Origin of the sequence: Paracoccus sp. (in: a-proteobacteria) (assembly GCF_030538755.1) — a bacterium.
In the GTDB taxonomy this organism is placed as follows: Bacteria; Pseudomonadota; Alphaproteobacteria; order Rhodobacterales; family Rhodobacteraceae; genus Paracoccus.
In genome coordinates this window covers 125,112-140,165 of sequence record NZ_JAUNTJ010000005.1, presented here as the reverse complement: position 1 = coordinate 140,165, position 15,054 = coordinate 125,112, and the positions used below count along the sequence as shown (strand labels likewise).

At 63.6% G+C, this 15,054-nt stretch carries 17 protein-coding genes and 2 pseudogenes; 11 read left to right on the top strand and 8 right to left on the bottom strand.

The window, feature by feature from the left end:
- Position 1: 1 nt before the first annotated feature.
- Positions 2–877: a ParB/RepB/Spo0J family partition protein gene (locus Q4G14_RS05000; protein WP_303360624.1), complete on the top strand. Its 876-nt coding sequence runs from the start codon at positions 2–4 to the stop codon at positions 875–877.
- Here Q4G14_RS05000 and Q4G14_RS04995 read toward each other — a convergent pair.
- Genes Q4G14_RS04995 through rph form a run of 5 tightly spaced genes read right to left on the bottom strand, consistent with a single transcriptional unit; the run spans position 819 to position 4,064 of the window.
- Complete coding sequence (locus tag Q4G14_RS04995) at positions 819–1,229, bottom strand: YbaN family protein (RefSeq protein ID WP_303360623.1); 411 nt, start codon at positions 1,227–1,229, stop codon at positions 819–821. The two genes, Q4G14_RS05000 and Q4G14_RS04995, sit on opposite strands and share 59 nt — an antisense overlap.
- Position 1,230: 1 nt before the next feature.
- A complete protein-coding gene (hemW, locus tag Q4G14_RS04990; protein WP_303360622.1) occupies positions 1,231–2,388 on the bottom strand; it encodes a radical SAM family heme chaperone HemW in 1,158 nt (385 codons plus the stop codon).
- On the bottom strand, positions 2,385–2,759 hold the full coding sequence (locus Q4G14_RS04985; RefSeq protein WP_303360621.1) for a RidA family protein: 375 nt from the start codon (positions 2,757–2,759) through the stop codon (positions 2,385–2,387). Before Q4G14_RS04985 ends, hemW begins: the two co-directional genes overlap by 4 nt.
- Positions 2,752–3,357, bottom strand: coding sequence for an RdgB/HAM1 family non-canonical purine NTP pyrophosphatase (gene rdgB / locus Q4G14_RS04980; RefSeq protein ID WP_303360620.1), 606 nt, complete (start codon positions 3,355–3,357; stop codon positions 2,752–2,754). Before rdgB ends, Q4G14_RS04985 begins: the two co-directional genes overlap by 8 nt.
- The gene (gene rph / locus Q4G14_RS04975) at positions 3,354–4,064 is read right to left on the bottom strand and encodes a ribonuclease PH (RefSeq protein WP_303360619.1); all 711 of its coding nucleotides are present in this window, start codon (positions 4,062–4,064) and stop codon (positions 3,354–3,356) included. Before rph ends, rdgB begins: the two co-directional genes overlap by 4 nt.
- Before the next feature lie 72 nt (positions 4,065–4,136).
- Here rph and hrcA point away from each other — a divergent pair, with 72 nt between their 5' ends.
- The 9 genes and pseudogenes from hrcA to Q4G14_RS04930 all read left to right on the top strand — a co-directional run bounded on the left by hrcA (position 4,137) and on the right by Q4G14_RS04930 (position 12,005).
- Complete coding sequence (gene hrcA, locus Q4G14_RS04970; RefSeq protein ID WP_303360618.1) at positions 4,137–5,192, top strand: heat-inducible transcriptional repressor HrcA; 1,056 nt, start codon at positions 4,137–4,139, stop codon at positions 5,190–5,192.
- Between the two features lie 6 nt (positions 5,193–5,198).
- The gene (locus Q4G14_RS04965) at positions 5,199–5,729 is read left to right on the top strand and encodes a nucleotide exchange factor GrpE (protein WP_303360617.1); all 531 of its coding nucleotides are present in this window, start codon (positions 5,199–5,201) and stop codon (positions 5,727–5,729) included.
- An 85-nt stretch (positions 5,730–5,814) separates the two neighbouring features.
- Entirely contained in the window at positions 5,815–6,396 is a 582-nt protein-coding gene (gene gfa, locus Q4G14_RS04960) for an S-(hydroxymethyl)glutathione synthase (RefSeq protein WP_303360616.1), read from the top strand.
- 102 nt (positions 6,397–6,498) lie between these two features.
- Entirely contained in the window at positions 6,499–7,626 is a 1,128-nt protein-coding gene (locus tag Q4G14_RS04955) for an S-(hydroxymethyl)glutathione dehydrogenase/class III alcohol dehydrogenase (RefSeq protein ID WP_303360615.1), read from the top strand.
- Positions 7,627–7,702: 76 nt separating this feature from the next.
- A complete protein-coding gene (locus tag Q4G14_RS04950) occupies positions 7,703–8,344 on the top strand; it encodes an ATP-dependent Clp protease proteolytic subunit (protein ID WP_303360614.1) in 642 nt (213 codons plus the stop codon).
- A 163-nt stretch (positions 8,345–8,507) separates the two neighbouring features.
- Positions 8,508–9,341 carry an S-formylglutathione hydrolase gene (fghA, locus tag Q4G14_RS04945; protein WP_303360613.1) on the top strand — a complete coding sequence of 278 codons (834 nt, stop codon included), beginning with the start codon at positions 8,508–8,510 and terminating at the stop codon, positions 9,339–9,341.
- A gap of 139 nt (positions 9,342–9,480) precedes the next feature.
- A pseudogene (locus tag Q4G14_RS04940) lies at positions 9,481–10,652 on the top strand (PQQ-dependent dehydrogenase, methanol/ethanol family); the annotation flags it as partial.
- Positions 10,653–10,662: 10 nt separating this feature from the next.
- Entirely contained in the window at positions 10,663–11,247 is a 585-nt protein-coding gene (locus Q4G14_RS04935; RefSeq protein ID WP_303360612.1) for a c-type cytochrome, methanol metabolism-related, read from the top strand.
- Between the two features lie 32 nt (positions 11,248–11,279).
- Entirely contained in the window at positions 11,280–12,005 is a 726-nt protein-coding gene (locus tag Q4G14_RS04930) for a transporter substrate-binding domain-containing protein (RefSeq protein WP_303360666.1), read from the top strand.
- Positions 12,006–12,111: 106 nt separating this feature from the next.
- Here the strand turns inward: Q4G14_RS04930 and Q4G14_RS04925 are convergent, their stop codons facing one another.
- Genes Q4G14_RS04925 through Q4G14_RS04915 form a run of 3 tightly spaced genes read right to left on the bottom strand, consistent with a single transcriptional unit; the run spans position 12,112 to position 14,388 of the window.
- Positions 12,112–13,278 carry a YncE family protein gene (locus Q4G14_RS04925; protein WP_303360611.1) on the bottom strand — a complete coding sequence of 389 codons (1,167 nt, stop codon included), beginning with the start codon at positions 13,276–13,278 and terminating at the stop codon, positions 12,112–12,114.
- Between the two features lie 28 nt (positions 13,279–13,306).
- On the bottom strand, positions 13,307–13,858 hold the full coding sequence (locus Q4G14_RS04920; RefSeq protein WP_303360665.1) for an SRPBCC family protein: 552 nt from the start codon (positions 13,856–13,858) through the stop codon (positions 13,307–13,309).
- Positions 13,859–13,866: 8 nt separating this feature from the next.
- Positions 13,867–14,388, bottom strand: a complete 522-nt coding sequence (locus tag Q4G14_RS04915) for a DUF3280 domain-containing protein (RefSeq protein WP_303360610.1) — start codon at positions 14,386–14,388, stop codon at positions 13,867–13,869.
- 257 nt (positions 14,389–14,645) lie between these two features.
- Between Q4G14_RS04915 and Q4G14_RS04910 the strand changes: the two are divergent.
- A pseudogene (locus Q4G14_RS04910) lies at positions 14,646–15,023 on the top strand (branched-chain amino acid ABC transporter substrate-binding protein); the annotation flags it as partial.
- Positions 15,024–15,054: the final 31 nt, after the last annotated feature.

The window sequence follows — 15,054 nt, the reverse complement described above, 5'->3', positions numbered from 1 at the left end:
TATGTCCGAATCCAAACCTGCCAAACGCGGTCTCGGTCGTGGCCTGTCGGCGCTGATGGCCGATGTCGATCTGGTGAATGATACCTCGACACCCGCACCGGATCGTCGGCAGATCCCAATCGAACAATTGACGGCCAACCCCGATCAGCCGCGCCGCCAGTTCGACGCCGAGGCGCTGAACGAGCTTGCCGAATCGCTCAAGGCGCGCGGTGTGCTGCAACCGCTGATCGTCCGGCAGCACCCCAATGATGCGGGCCTTTACCAGATCGTTGCCGGCGAACGCCGCTGGCGGGCGGCGCAGATTGCGCAACTGCATGAATTGCCGGTCATTATCCGCGACCTGTCCGACACCGAAGTTCTTGAAATTGCGCTGATCGAAAACATCCAGCGCGCCGATCTGAACCCGATGGAGGAAGCGGCCTCATTCCGTCAATTGATGGATCGCTTCGGTCACACGCAGGAACAACTGGCCGAGGCACTGAACAAAAGCCGCAGCCATATCGCCAACCTGCTGCGCCTGCTCAATCTTCCCGATCCGGTGCAATCCTACGTCCGCGAAGGCAAGCTGACCGCCGGCCATGCCCGCGCCCTGATTACCGCACCCAACCCGGTGCAGATGGCGCGTCAGGTCATCGACCGCGGACTGTCCGTCCGCGAGACCGAGGCTATGGCCCGGAAGAAATCCGAACCATCAGCCCCACGTTCGCCCCGTCTGGAAAAGGATGCCGACACCCGCGTGCTCGAGGCTGACCTGTCCGCGCATCTGCGTATGAAGGTGCAGATCAATCATCACGGGCAGGATGGCGGCCAGATGGTGATTACCTATCGCGATCTGGATCAGCTGGATCAGCTGTGCCGGATGCTGGCGCTTCACTGACGCGTTCGGGGCGGCTTATCAGAAAAGCCGCCACCGCCAGACAGATCGCCGCCTGAACCGCAACGATCCACAGCGCCATCCCGACCCAGGCCGAAAAGCCGACGCCGACCGTCATCGCGCTGATTGCCCAGACCTTGGCAAAACGCGGCACGACGCCGTTATCTTCCCAGTCCCGCACCATCTTGCCATAGCGCGGATCGTTGCGGATCTTTTCCCGCAACGCCGGCGAACTGCGGGCAAAGGCCCATGCCGCGACCAACAGAAACGGCACCGTTGGCATAACGGGCAGGGCGGTGCCAATCGCCGCCAATCCGACAAACAGCCAACCTATCCCCAGCCAGACCCGCCGCATCCTAAGCCGCCAACTCCCGCAAAATCGCATTCAGCACCGGCCGCCCGTCATCCGTGGCCCGCAGCCGCGCCCCGTCGATCTTAACCATGCCAAGGCCGGTCAGTTCCGCGATACGATCCGCATCCAGCGGCGTGCCCGCCAGTCTGGCATAACGGTCCATATCCAGCCCCTCGGCCAGACGCATCGCCATCAACAGATATTCCGTCGCCTGATCGGACCGCCCCAGCATGTCGCGCGCAGATTCCCCGCTGCCCGCGGTCTCGACCGCTTCCAGCCAGTCCCCCGGCGCGCGATGCGCCTCTGTCGCAGCCCGGCCATGCGGCCCGGTCAACCGCCCATGTGCGCCCGGCCCAATCGCAGCCCAGTCACCCTGCCGCCAATAGATCAGATTGTGCCGACTTTCCGATCCGGGCCGCGCATGATTGGAAATCTCGTAACCTGCCATATCGTGTTTACAACAAATTTCTTGCGTTTCCAAATACATATCAGCAGAAACATCATTATCCGGCAAATCGCGCAAACCACCTGCCGCATGTCGTGTGCCAAAGGCCGTGCCCGGCTCGATCGTCAGTTGATACAAGGACAGATGATCCACCGCCATGCTCAGCGCCTCATGCAATTCGGCCCGCCATGCCGCGCGCGTCTGCCCCTGCCGCGCATAGATCAGGTCAAAGCTGACGCGGCCAAACACCCCCCGCGCCACGTCAAAGGCCGCGCGCGCCTCTGCAACGCTGTGCATCCGGCCCAGACGGCGCAGATCACCGTCATTCAGGGCCTGAATCCCCATCGACAGCCGGTTCACCCCGGCATCGGCATAGCCGGCAAACCGCCCGCGTTCGACACTGGTCGGGTTCGCTTCCAACGTGATTTCGATGTCATTGGCAAAGCCCCAGCCCCGCCGCGCCGCCGCAATCACCGCATCCACCGTTTCCGGCATCATCAGCGAAGGCGTGCCGCCGCCAAAAAAGATGCTGTTCAGCACCCGTTCCGGCATTTCAGCGGCCTGTCGTTCCACCTCGGCCACCAGCGCACGCGCCCAGCGCGTCTGATCCACCGCCGCCGCGACATGGCTGTTGAAATCGCAATAGGGGCATTTGGCGGCGCAAAATGGCCAGTGGACATACAGCCCAAATCCGCCCGCGCGCCAGTCTTCGGTCATGCCCGCAACGCCGTCACGTCGATTTCGATCTTCATTTCAGGCCGGATCAGCCCGGCGACGATCATGGTGGCAGCCGGGCGAACCTCGCCCAGCCATGTGCCCAGAACCGGTGTGATCTCGTCCACCAGCGCCGCATCCGTCACGACATAGCGCACCCGCACCACGTCACCCATCGCAAAGCCCGCCTCGCGCAGCGCCGCGTCAATCGTGGCAAAGGCATTCTGCGCCTGATCCGCCGCACTGTCCGGCATCACCATCCGCGCATAGTCATAGCCCGTGGTGCCCGAGACAAAGCACCACTGCCCCTTCACCACTGCCCGGCTATAGCCCATCGCGGCTTCAAACGGCGATCCGCTGCTGATCCTACGCAAGCGCTGCCTCCAGCTTGCGAAAGGCGTCGGCGCGGTGGCTGATGCGGTTCTTTTCCTCGGGCGGCATTTCCGCATAGGTCACGTCATGGCCATCCGGCACGAACATCGGGTCATAGCCATGCCCTTGCGCCCCCCGCATCGGCCAGACCAGACGACCCGGCGCAATGCCTTCGAACACCTCGTGATGCCCGTCCGGCCACATCAGCACCAGCGTGCAGCGGAACTGCGCCGTGCGGGGTTCCGCCGCGCCCGCGGCTTCCAGCTCATCCCAGGTCCGCGTCATCGCCTGCACGAAGTCGCGCCCGTCCGGCGTTTCCGCCCAATCGGCAGTGTAAACCCCCGGCGCGCCGTTCAGCCCGTCCACGGTAATCCCGCTGTCGTCAGCCAGAACCGGCAACCCGGTCGTGGCACAGGCCGCCCGTGCCTTGATTAACGCATTACCCAGAAAGCTGTCCTCGGTCTCGTCCGGTTCATCCAGCCCCAATTCGCCGGCGCTCGTTACCTCGACACCAAAGGGGGCCAGCATCGCGCGGATTTCCTCCAGCTTGCCGGCGTTATGGGTGGCGACCACCAGCTTTTGCCCCGCCAGCCGCCTCATAGCGCGGCCTTTTGTGCGGCAACCAGCCCGGCGATCCCGGCTTCGGCCAGATCCAGCAGCTTGCCCATCTCGTCGCGCGTGAATGTCGCGCCTTCCGCCGACATCTGCACCTCGATCAGCCGCCCCGCGCCGGTCATGACGAAATTGCCATCGGTCCCGGCCTCGCTGTCCTCGGCGTAATCCAGATCGACCAGCGGCTGCCCGGCATAGATGCCGCAGGATACGGCGGCGACGTGATCGACAATCGGATCGCTGCTCAGCAGACCCGAGGCCAGCAGCTTGTTCACCGCCAGCCGCAGCGCCACCCAGCCCCCGGTGATCGAGGCGCAGCGGGTGCCGCCATCGGCCTGAATCACATCGCAGTCAATGGTGATCTGCCGCTCGCCCAGGGCGCGCCGGTCCACGCCCGCGCGCAGCGACCGTCCGATCAGGCGCTGGATTTCCACCGTGCGCCCGCCCTGCTTGCCTGCCGCCGCCTCGCGCCGCACCCGCGACCCGGTGGCGCGGGGCAACATCCCGTATTCCGCCGTCACCCAGCCCTGACCCGAACCTTTCAGCCAGCGCGGTGTGCTTTCCTCGATGGTGGCGGCGCACAGCACATGCGTATCGCCGACGCGGATCAGGCATGACCCTTCGGCGTGGCGCATCACCCCTGTTTCGATTGAAATCGGTCGCAGTTCGCTTAAATTCCGGCCAGAGGGGCGCATGGGTCAGTCCTTTTGCTGTCTGGCTTTCAGATACAGGCCCGCCCCGCCACGACGCAACCCTTTGAGGCCCTGTTGAGCCAGCCGCCGCAGCTTTCCGAACTCAACGACCGCTCGCGCGAGGTATTTCGCCGCGTGGTCGAATCCTATCTCGAAACGGGCGAGCCGGTCGGTTCGCGCACCCTGACCCGCGCGCTGTCCGAACAGCTCAGCGCGGCGACGGTGCGCAACGTGATGCAGGATCTGGAATATCTGGGCCTGCTCGACAGCCCGCATGTGTCCGCCGGGCGGATGCCGACACAGCTTGGCCTGCGGCTGTTCGTCGATGCCATGATGGAGATTGATCCTGTCGATCCCACCGACCGCGCTCGTCTGGATCAGTCGCTGGCCGATGGCGATGCCGACCCCGGCCCGCTGCTGGACCGGGTGTCAACGGCGCTGTCGGTCATCACGCGCGGCGCGTCGCTGGTGCTGACCCCCAAACGCGAAGCCCCGATCCGCCATATCGAATTTGTCAGCCTCGCGCCTGACCGGGCGCTGGTTGTGCTGGTTTTTGCCGATGGCCATGTCGAAAACCGCATCTTCACCCCGCCCGCCGGGCAAACACCCTCGTCCCTGCGCGAAGCGGCGAATTTCCTGAATGCGATGACCGAGGGGCGCACCCTGTCCGACCTGCGCCACCATATCGCCGCGCAGATGACCCTGCGCCGGGCCGAACTGGATGCTCTGGCTGCGGCGCTGGTCGAATCCGGTCTGGCGCAATGGGAAAGCGCGGTGGCCGATCCGCGCCTGATCGTGCGCGGCCGCGCCAACCTGCTGCGCCAGCAGGCGGCCGACATCGACCATATCCACGAATTGTTCGAGGATCTGGAACGCAAGCAGGACATCGTGCGCTTTCTGGAACTGACCGAACAGGGCGAAGGTGTGCGCATCTTTATCGGGTCCGAAAACAAACTTTTTTCACTTTCGGGTTCCTCTCTGGTGGTTTCACCTTATATGAATGCCGACCGAAGGATCGTGGGTGCGGTTGGGGTCATCGGCCCGACGCGGCTGAACTATGGCCGCATCGTGCCGATCGTCGATTACACTGCGCAACTGGTTGGCCGTGTGCTGTCCGGCCGCAAGGGATGATGAACAATGAACGAACAGAGCGAACCCAATCTGGACGAAACCTTTGACGACCCGCTGGCCGATCCGGCAGGCGACATCGACCGGCTGACGGCGGAACGCGACGAGTTCCGCGACAAGTTCCTGCGTGCGCTGGCCGATGCCGAAAACGCCCGCAAGCGCGCCGACAAGGAACGCCGCGATGCCGAACAATATGGCGGCACCCGTCTGGCCCGTGACCTGCTGCCGGTCCATGATGCGCTGTCACGCGCGCTGGATGCCGCCGGCGAACAGGAACGCGCCGCCGTGCCCGCCCTGATCGAAGGGGTCGAACTGACCCTGCGCGAATTGTCCAACGTCTTTACCAAACACGGCATCACCATCATCGCCCCGCAGATCGGCGACCGTTTCGATCCCAACGATCACGAAGCCATGTTCGAGGCACCCGTGCCGGGCACCCGCGCCGGTGACATCATTCAGGTGATGGATCAGGGTTTCCGCCTGCACGACCGGCTGTTGCGCCCGGCCAAGGTCGGCGTGTCCTCGACCCCGGCCAGCTAGGCCGGGCTACAACCTTCGGCTAGCTTGCCGTTTGGTGCCGCTTGGGTCCAACCTCTGCCTGCAACGGTCTAGCGGAGGTAGGACCATGACGGATACTGCGGGAATCAAGATTCACCCGGCGGTCGATAACGGCATCGCGCCGGAACAGGCCGGGTTTTCGGGCGGTGAACTGAAATGCCATTGCGCGACCGATCCGGTGCGCGTGAAAATCGGCGCGCAGACGGCGCATAACCACGTTTGCGGCTGCACCAAATGCTGGAAGCCGGAAGGCGCGGTATTTTCACAGATCGCGGTCGTGTCGCGCGACGCCGTTACGGTCGTTTCCGGCGCTGAAAAGCTGGAAATCGTCAACAAGGACGCCCCGATTCAGCGTTACGCCTGCAAAGGTTGTGGTGTTCATATGTATGGCCGGATCGAACGCGAGCATCCGTTCCACGGTCTTGATTTCGTCCATACCGAATTGTCGGACGAAACCGGATGGGCCGCGCCGGGCTTTGCGGCCTTTGTCAGCTCGATCATAGAATCCGGCGTCGATCCGTCGCGCATGGACGGTATCCGCGCCCGGCTTGGCGAAATCGGGCTGACGCCTTACGACGCGCTGAACCCGCCGCTGATGGATGCCATCGCGACCTGGACGGCAAAGCGTTCCGGCGCGCTGCCGGCCTGATATAACGACATCACGATTTGGGGACTGGTGTGATCCGCTGGTTCCCGAACGACAACACGCTGGCCCTGCTGGGCACATTACCAAACTAGGAGAGATGAAACCATGAGAACCCGCGCCGCCGTCGCATTGGAAGCCGGTAAGCCCCTTGAAATCATGGAGGTCAACCTCGAAGGCCCCAAGGCCGGCGAGGTCATGGTGGAAATCAAGGCCACCGGCATTTGCCACACCGATGAATTCACCCTGTCCGGCGCCGACCCCGAAGGCGTGTTCCCCTCGATCCTCGGGCATGAAGGCGCGGGCGTCGTGGTCGAGGTCGGCCCCGGCGTTACCAGCGTCAAGCCGGGCGATCACGTCATCCCGCTTTATACGCCGGAATGCCGTCAATGTGCGTCCTGCCTGTCGGGCAAGACCAACATGTGCCACGCCATCCGCGGCACGCAGGGGCAGGGGCTGATGCCCGACGGCACCAGCCGCTTTTCGATGCTGGATGGCACCCCGATCAAGCATTACATGGGCTGCTCGACCTTTTCGAACTTTACCGTTCTGCCCGAAATCGCCGTTGCCAAGGTGCGCGAGGATGCGCCCTTCGACAAGATCTGCTATATCGGCTGCGGCGTGACCACCGGCATCGGCGCGGTGATCTATACCGCCAAGGTGCATATCGGGGCCAAGGCGGTGGTCTTTGGTCTGGGCGGTATCGGTCTGAACGTGATCCAGGGCCTGCGTCTGGCCGGGGCCGACATGATTATCGGTGTCGATCTGAACCCGGCGAAAAAGGAAATGGCCGAACGGTTCGGCATGACCCATTTCATCAATCCCAAGGATGTTGAAAATGTCGTGCAGGAAATCGTCAACCTGACCAAAACCCCCTTCGACCAGATCGGCGGCGCGGATTATTCCTTCGATTGCACCGGCAACGTCAATGTCATGCGGCAGGCGCTGGAATGCACCCATCGCGGCTGGGGTCAGTCGATCGTCATCGGCGTGGCGCCTGCGGGTGCGGAAATCAGCACCCGCCCGTTCCAGCTGGTCACGGGCCGGGTGTGGAAGGGTTCGGCCTTTGGCGGCGCGCGCGGGCGCACCGATGTGCCGAAAATCGTCGATTGGTATATGGAGGGCAAGATCGAGATCGACCCGATGATTACCCACACCCTGACCCTGGACGAGATCAACAAGGGCTTCGATCTGATGCACGCAGGTGAATCCATCCGCTCGGTCGTCCTTTACTGATCCTTTACCTCTGCTTAGGTAAGAAGCGGCGGGGCCTGCGGGTCCCGCCGTTGCCATGACAAAAAGGAGGCAGGCGATGCGCCACCAGTGGCTCGACAGTGACGACGAAGACGATGATGACGACGACCGCCGTCAGGACAAGGGCGACAAGGATGGCGGTCTTGGCCTGCCCGAAGGCGACAAGATCGGCAAACTGTATTTCAAATCGCGCACGGTGATCGTTGCCGGGCCGATCAATGACAAGCTGGCGCAGCGCACCGTCGCGCATCTGCTGGCCCTGGCCGAAGACGGTGACAAGCCGATCAACATGCTGATTTCCAGCCCCGGCGGGCATGTGGAATCGGGTGACATGATCCACGACGTCATCAAGTTCATCCGCCCCACCGTGCGCACCATCGGTTCGGGCTGGGTGGCCTCGGCGGGCGCGCTGATCTTTGTGGCGGCGAAAAAGGAAAACCGCTTTTGCCTGCCCAATACGCGGTTTCTGATCCACCAGCCTTCGGGCGGGATCGGCGGCACCTCGTCCGATATGATGATTCAGGCCGAACAGGTCCGCCAGATGCGCGACCGCCTGAACCTGATCTTCGCCGAGGCAACCGGCCAGAGCGTGGAAAAGATCGAACAGGACACGCAGCGCGATTTCTGGCTGAACACGCAGCAGGCGCTGGATTACGGCCTGCTGGGCCGTGTCATCAACAGCGTTGACGACCTGAAATGACGGTGCGGGGCAGGGCGGTTTCCGCCTTGCCCCTGCCTGCCGCCCCGTCCCTTTGTGGCAGAAGCGTCTTTTCACCCTTGCCTGCCACCGGCGGCCCGCGTTTCCTGCGCCTGTCCATGGACCGGCGATCCCCGGTCCCGATCCGGCACAGAAAGGGAAAGCCATGAGCCTTGAGACGATTTCCGAAAACCGCAGCTTTGGCGGCACGCAGGGCGTTTACCGCCACAAATCGCAGGCCACCGGCACCGATATGACCTTCGCCGTGTTCCTGCCCGAAGAGGCGCAGCATGGCCGCGTGCCGGTGCTGTGGTATCTGTCCGGCCTGACCTGCACGCATGAAAACGCCATGACCAAGGCCGGTGCGCAGGAATGGGCGGCCGAGGCCGGGATGGCGCTGATCTTCCCCGACACCAGCCCGCGTGGCGAGGGTGTGGCCAATGACGATGCCTATGATCTGGGGCAGGGTGCCGGGTTCTATGTCAATGCCACGCAGGATCCGTGGAAGCCGCATTTCCAGATGTGGCACTATATCGTCCACGAACTGCCCGAACTGGTTGGCGACAATTTCGCTATCGACCGCGACGCTATGGGCATCACCGGTCATTCCATGGGCGGCCATGGTGCGTTGACCATCGCCATGACCCACCCCGACCGTTACCGTTCGGTTTCGGCCTTTGCGCCGATTGCCAATCCGACCGAATCGGATTGGGGCCGCAAACAGTTGTCGGCCTATCTGGGCGATGACCGCTCGGCCTGGCAGGCGCATGATTCCACCCTGCTGATGCGCGACCGCGGCTATCCCGGCGAGGTGCTGATCGACCAGGGCAGCAACGACCAGTTCCTGGACCTGCTCAAGCCGGAATCGCTGGCACAGGCGATGATGGCGCGCCGCCAGCCGGGGCAGTTCCGTATGCAGCCCGGCTATGACCACAGCTATTTCTTTGTGCAGACCTTCATGGCCGATCACATCCTGTGGCACGCCGAACGTCTGGGCTGACCTGCCAATCTTTCCCAAACCGTCCCGCCGAAATATCCCATACTTCAGGGAGCAACCGGCGGGGCGACGGATTGACGCATCAGCATCCGCTGCAAAAGATCGTGAACAGGACAGCCCGGCCCGAGGAGGCCGGGGACCGATCAACCGCGAGAACGTCGGCAATCTGCGTGTGGCATGGTCCTTTTCGACCGGCGTTCTGCGCGGTCACGAAGGCAATCCGCTGGTCATCGGCGACATCATGTATGTCCCACGCCTTTCCCCAACAACCTCTTTGCGCTGGATCTGAACGACAACGGCAGGATCCTGTGGCGCCATGAGCCGCAGCAGGACCCGGATGTGATCGCGGTGATGTGCTGCGATACCGTCTATGTGGACAATCAAGACCGGCGATCCCTTGGTCGGCGAAACCAACACCGCCACCGTGATGCCGGTCGAGGACAAGGTGCTGGTCGGTGTGCGCGGCTATATCGCGGCCTATAACCTGTCGCATGGCTCGCTGGCGTGGAAGGCGTTTTGCACCGGGCCGGACGATGAAATGCTGGTCGATCCCGAACAGACCATGGCTTTGGGCAAGCGCATTGGCGCCGACAGCAGCCTGAACAGCCGGGAAGGCGATCAGTGGAAGATCGGCAGCGGCAACCCCTCGACCTGGAACCCGTCGCAGCGTCCGGGCGACAACAAATGGTCGATGACGATCATGGCCCGCGATGCTGTGATACCGGCATGGCCAAATGGTTCTATCAGAAAACGCCGCATGACGAATGGGACTATGACGGCGTGAACGAAACCATCCTTGTGGATCAGGAAATCGACGGGCAGATGCCCAAGCTGCTGGTCAACTTTGACCGCAACGGCTTCGCCTATACGCTGGATCGCGAAACCGGCGAACTGCTGGTGGCCGAGAAATTCGACCCGGCGGTGAACTGGGCCACGCATGTCGATATGGACCCCGACAGCGAAACCTATGGCCGCCCGCAGGTGGTTGCGGATTATTCGACCTCGCATAACGGCGAGGATGAAAACCCCACCGGCATCTGCCTCGCCGCCCTTGGCACCAAGGACAAGCAGCCGGCAGCCCTATGTCGGCGCCACGCTGTCGATGTATCCAGCCCCTGACAGCCATGGCGGCATGGGCAACTTTATCGCCTGGGATGCGGTGGCCGGTGAAATCAAATGGTCTCTGCCCGAGCGGTTCTCGGTCTGGCGGCTGGCCTGACCAATCCGAACGAAGGTCTGGGCGCGGTCGGCGGCTATTCGGTGCTGTCGGATTACACCGAACTGGGCGGTCAGCTGACCGTGTTCGAACTGCCCGGCACGCGCGGTGCCGGGCACCGTGCCCGAGGAAGACAAGAATCAGGTCGAGATGCGGGCCAATGCCGCCGGTTCCGCCGTGGCCACCGGCGCGGACGAGGTGGCCCCCGGCCAGACCTTCAGCACCACATCGCATCGCGGCAATCCGGCCAGCATGGATCTTGTGCCCGACCATATGGAAAACGGCCGCTGGTGTAACGCCGAAGGCATCCCGGTGCCCCGGATCGAGGAAGACGGCACCGTCGATTGGGCGACCTTTTCCGGTTTCCGCCGCTATAATTCCGAATGCCACCAGTGCCATGGCCCGGATGGCGAAGGCTCAAGCTATGCCCCGCCGCTGAAAAACTCGGTTCTGGTGATGGATTACTGGGATTATCAGCAGGTCGTGACCTCGGGGCGGACGGTGATTAATGCGGCGGCCAATCAGGTCATGCCCGCCTTTGGCACCACCAAGAATGCGTGGTGTTATGTCGATGACATCTATGTTTATCTGGTTGCCCATGGCAGCGACATGATTCCGCGGGGCCGCCCGGCCAAGCGCGCCGACAAGCCCGACGAATACACCGAATTCGAAACCACCTGCATGGACAGCTGATGCCCATCTTGCCTGTGCGCCGGGGTGCCGCAATGGCTGCTGCCGCGATCTTTGCGGCGGTGGCGCTGCCTGCGGGGGCGCAATTCGTGCCCGACATGCGCTCGACCACGCAGTTTCGCGTCTGCGCCGATCCGGCCAATGCGCCGATGTCGATGCAGGATGGCAGCGGCTTTGAAAACCGCTTGGCCAAGTTGATCGCCGACAAGATGGGCCTGCCGGTTGCCTATACATGGTTTCCGTCGGGGATGGGCTTTATCACCCGCACCCTGCGCGCGGGGAATTGCGATGTCGTCATGGGCTATGCTCAGGGGGACGAGCTGGTTCAGAACACGAGCCATTATTACACCTCGGTCTATGGCATCGTGGCGGGCACGCCGCCTGCCTCGATTCTGGCACGCGCCGGGATGGCCAAGGATATGTGCGGCGTCGATCTGTTCGTCGATCACCGGGTCGAAGACCCGATCGGCGGGCTGCTGGATCAGGTGCGGTCGGGCGATCTGGCGGCGGCGGTGATCTGGGGGCCGGTCGCCGGGCCGCGCATCAAGGGCGATGCCGACCTGCAATTCACTCCGCTGCTGAAAGAAACCTCCGGCCCGCGCATGTATTACCGCATCACCATGGGCGTGCGTCAGCCGGAACAGGAATTCAAGCGCGAGTTGAACAGCATCATCCGCCGCGATCAGGACGAAATCACCTCCCTGTTGCGCGATGCCGGTGTGCCGCTGACCGATGATTACGGGCGCGAGATGCTGCCATGATTCGCCGCCGCCTTGCCCTTGGCCTGCTGCTGTCGCTGCTGGCCGGGGCAGGACCGGCGGCGGCGCAGCCGGTGCCCGAACCCGACGCCTTTCGGGGCGAGCCTTATCACGCCCCGGTTCCGGCCACGCTGGCGGGGGCGCAGGTGATCGACGGCGCGCAGGCGCTGGTCCTGCATGAACAGGGGGTGCCGTTTCTGGATACCATGCCGCGCCTGACCCGTGCCTGCGGGCACCTTGTGGCGTCAGCCCCGGCATCTGACCATTCCCGGCGCGGTCTGGCTGTATGATACCGGCTATCAGCGCCTGTCCCCGGCGGAACAGGCGCGTCTGGAAACCGGCCTTGCGGCAGCGGCGCGGGGCGATACATCGGCGCCCAAGGTGATATTCTGCCGCGCCGATTGCTGGCAAAGCTGGAACGCGGCCCGGCGGGCATCTCGATTTCGGCCCGGATGGTCAGCGATGCCGCGTCGATGATCTGCACCAGATCCGATTCCCATGCCGCCAGCACCACGCCACTGTCATCGGGCAGCGTGGCGATGCCCTCGGGGTAATCGCCCACCGGGATCGTGGCGGTGACGCGCAGCGTGTCGGGGTCGAACACCGTCACGCTGGCTGCATATTGGTTGGTGACAAAGCCGCGCCCGCCCGCAAAGGCCACGCCATAGGGGTGGCTGCCGGTCGCCACCTGCCCGACCAGCCGCCCGGCCTGCGGGTCGATCACCGACAGGCTGTTGCCCTGCACATCCGCCGTCCACAGCCGCCCGCCGTGAAAGACGACGGCAAAGGGATGCGCGCCGGCCGTTTTCACCTGCGCCAGCCGCTGGCCGGTTGCGGCGTCAAAGATGCTGACCTGATCGTCGTCGCGATCTGCCGTCGCCACCAATGCGCCATCGGGGCCAAGCGCGACGCCCGCCGGGGCCGCGCCGGTTTCCGCGACCCAGACCGGGCGCAGATCCGCATCCAGCCGGGCCAGCCTGCCGCCATACCAGTCGGTGACGAACAGCCCGCCATCACCGCTGGCCGCGATACCAAAGGCCCCCGCGCCCAAGGCGGCAGAGCCGGTAATCTGCGCTGCTTCGTCCAGCGCGCTCAGCACTCCGGTTTCTGCGGCGATGACCCATGCCCGGCCCGATGCCGGGTCATAGGCGACCGGCGCAGGCCCGCCCTCCAGCGGCAGGCTGGCCACGATACTGGCCCGGTCCAGATCAATGACGCTGACCACCCCGGCATTCTGCGAGGTGATGAACGCCAGATCCCCGACAGCCGCCGCCACCGGGGACCCGCAATCAGCGCGCGCAGGTTCACTCGGCCTTGCCGAACCGTTCGGACAGCGCCTCGATCCCGGCCTGATAGATGGCGTTGACGGCGGCCTCGGCGGTTTCGTCATTCAGGTTTGGCGGCGGGTCGTTATTGGGAAAGCCGCGATAGAAACCGGCCTTCCACACGACCTCGGCCTTGCCGTCCTTGTCCTTGACCTGAAGCGTCGAGGAATAGTTCGTCACCGGCAGAACCGCGACATCCACCGCTTCGATCATGTATTTGTAGCTGCGCTTGTCGGCGTCGAAACCGATCAGCTTTTCGGTAATGGTCGGATCGCCGCTGTCGGCATTCAGATGCAGGACGCGGGTGGATACCTCGGGCACGTCCACCGATCCGTCGCCGGTGATTTCGGTGCTGGCGACGGCGGGGTGCCAGCCCATATCCTCGAACTTGCCGATGGCTTGCCATACTTCGTCAGGGGTGGCGTTCAGCACCACGCTGTGTTCGGTGCGCAGCCGCACCGGCCCATGGGCCTGCGCCACGCTGGCAACCAGCATCGCCCCGGCCAGCCCCGCGGCGAAAAGTCGTGTCATCATCTTGGTTACTCCTCCCGGAAAATGATGTTCTTCAGCAAATAGCGAAAGCCGCGCTGCCATGAATCGTCGGTATTGCTGCGAATATCGACCGAACCGCGGCGCAGGGTCTGGCCGGTTTCGGCGTCGCGCAGATGCAGGTTCAGCGCCAGAATCAGGTTGGATACCTTTTGCACCTCGGCGGTGATGGTGTAATCGGCCCCCCTATCATGCGCGATGGCGCTGTCGCGGCCATTGGATCGCGTGGGGTTTTTCATTCCGGCCAGCAGATCGGCATCGGGTTCGCGGATATGAAACCCGCGCTGGGTCAGGTTTTGGGCGATATAGGCACTGGTTGCCGCGATGCGGGCGGTTTCATCGGCGCGCACGCCGTTGATCGCTCCCTCGGTCGAGGTGTCGATCAGGTGAATGCCGAACCAGGCGGCAATGCCCGGTTCGGGCACAGAGCCGGCCACCGGCACGCGCAACGGGTCCGCTGCGGCAGTCAGGGCGGTCAGGATCAGGCTGGCGATCACAGCGATCAGACGCATCAGGTTTTGCATGATGCAACCATGCGTCAGCGCCGCGCGGCGCGTCCATACGACAAAGGGCTGATCCAAATCTTCCCGAACCGGCGGGAACAATATCAGGCTTGCCGGGCGTGGATTTTTTCGCCGAACATCCGGGCAAGGGTAGAGAGATGCACAGATTTCCGATCGACACCACCGGCCGCTTTATGGGGCAGGATTTCGAGGCGGTCGAGGTGACGGCCAGCCCCGATACCGCCGCCGCCGAAATGGAGGCGCGCAGTTGGCACCCCGCGATGGAGGCATGGGGCGCGACCCGGTTCCAGAACCGCTTTGAACGTCTGGCCAACCGCAATATCCGCGAGGTCGATTATCAGACATGGCCGGTGCTGCGCATGATCGGCGAGGCGGCGACGCGCACCAGCCGGGCCGATCCGGGGGTGATCCGCGACTATATCCTGTCGGACAGTTTCGACGTGGCGGGCTTCAAGGGGCAAAAGCTGACGGTTCGTGACCGGGATCATCAGGTTCGCCAGCCGATCCTGCTGACCACGGGGCTGCTGATGACCGGCGTCAGCCCGCAGGATCAGTATCTGCACCAGACCAGCGCGCTGGATACCATGGGCACCGACCGCCCCGAAACCACCTGTCAGTTCTGAAAAGGGGAACGCATGAAACTGCCATAGGCCA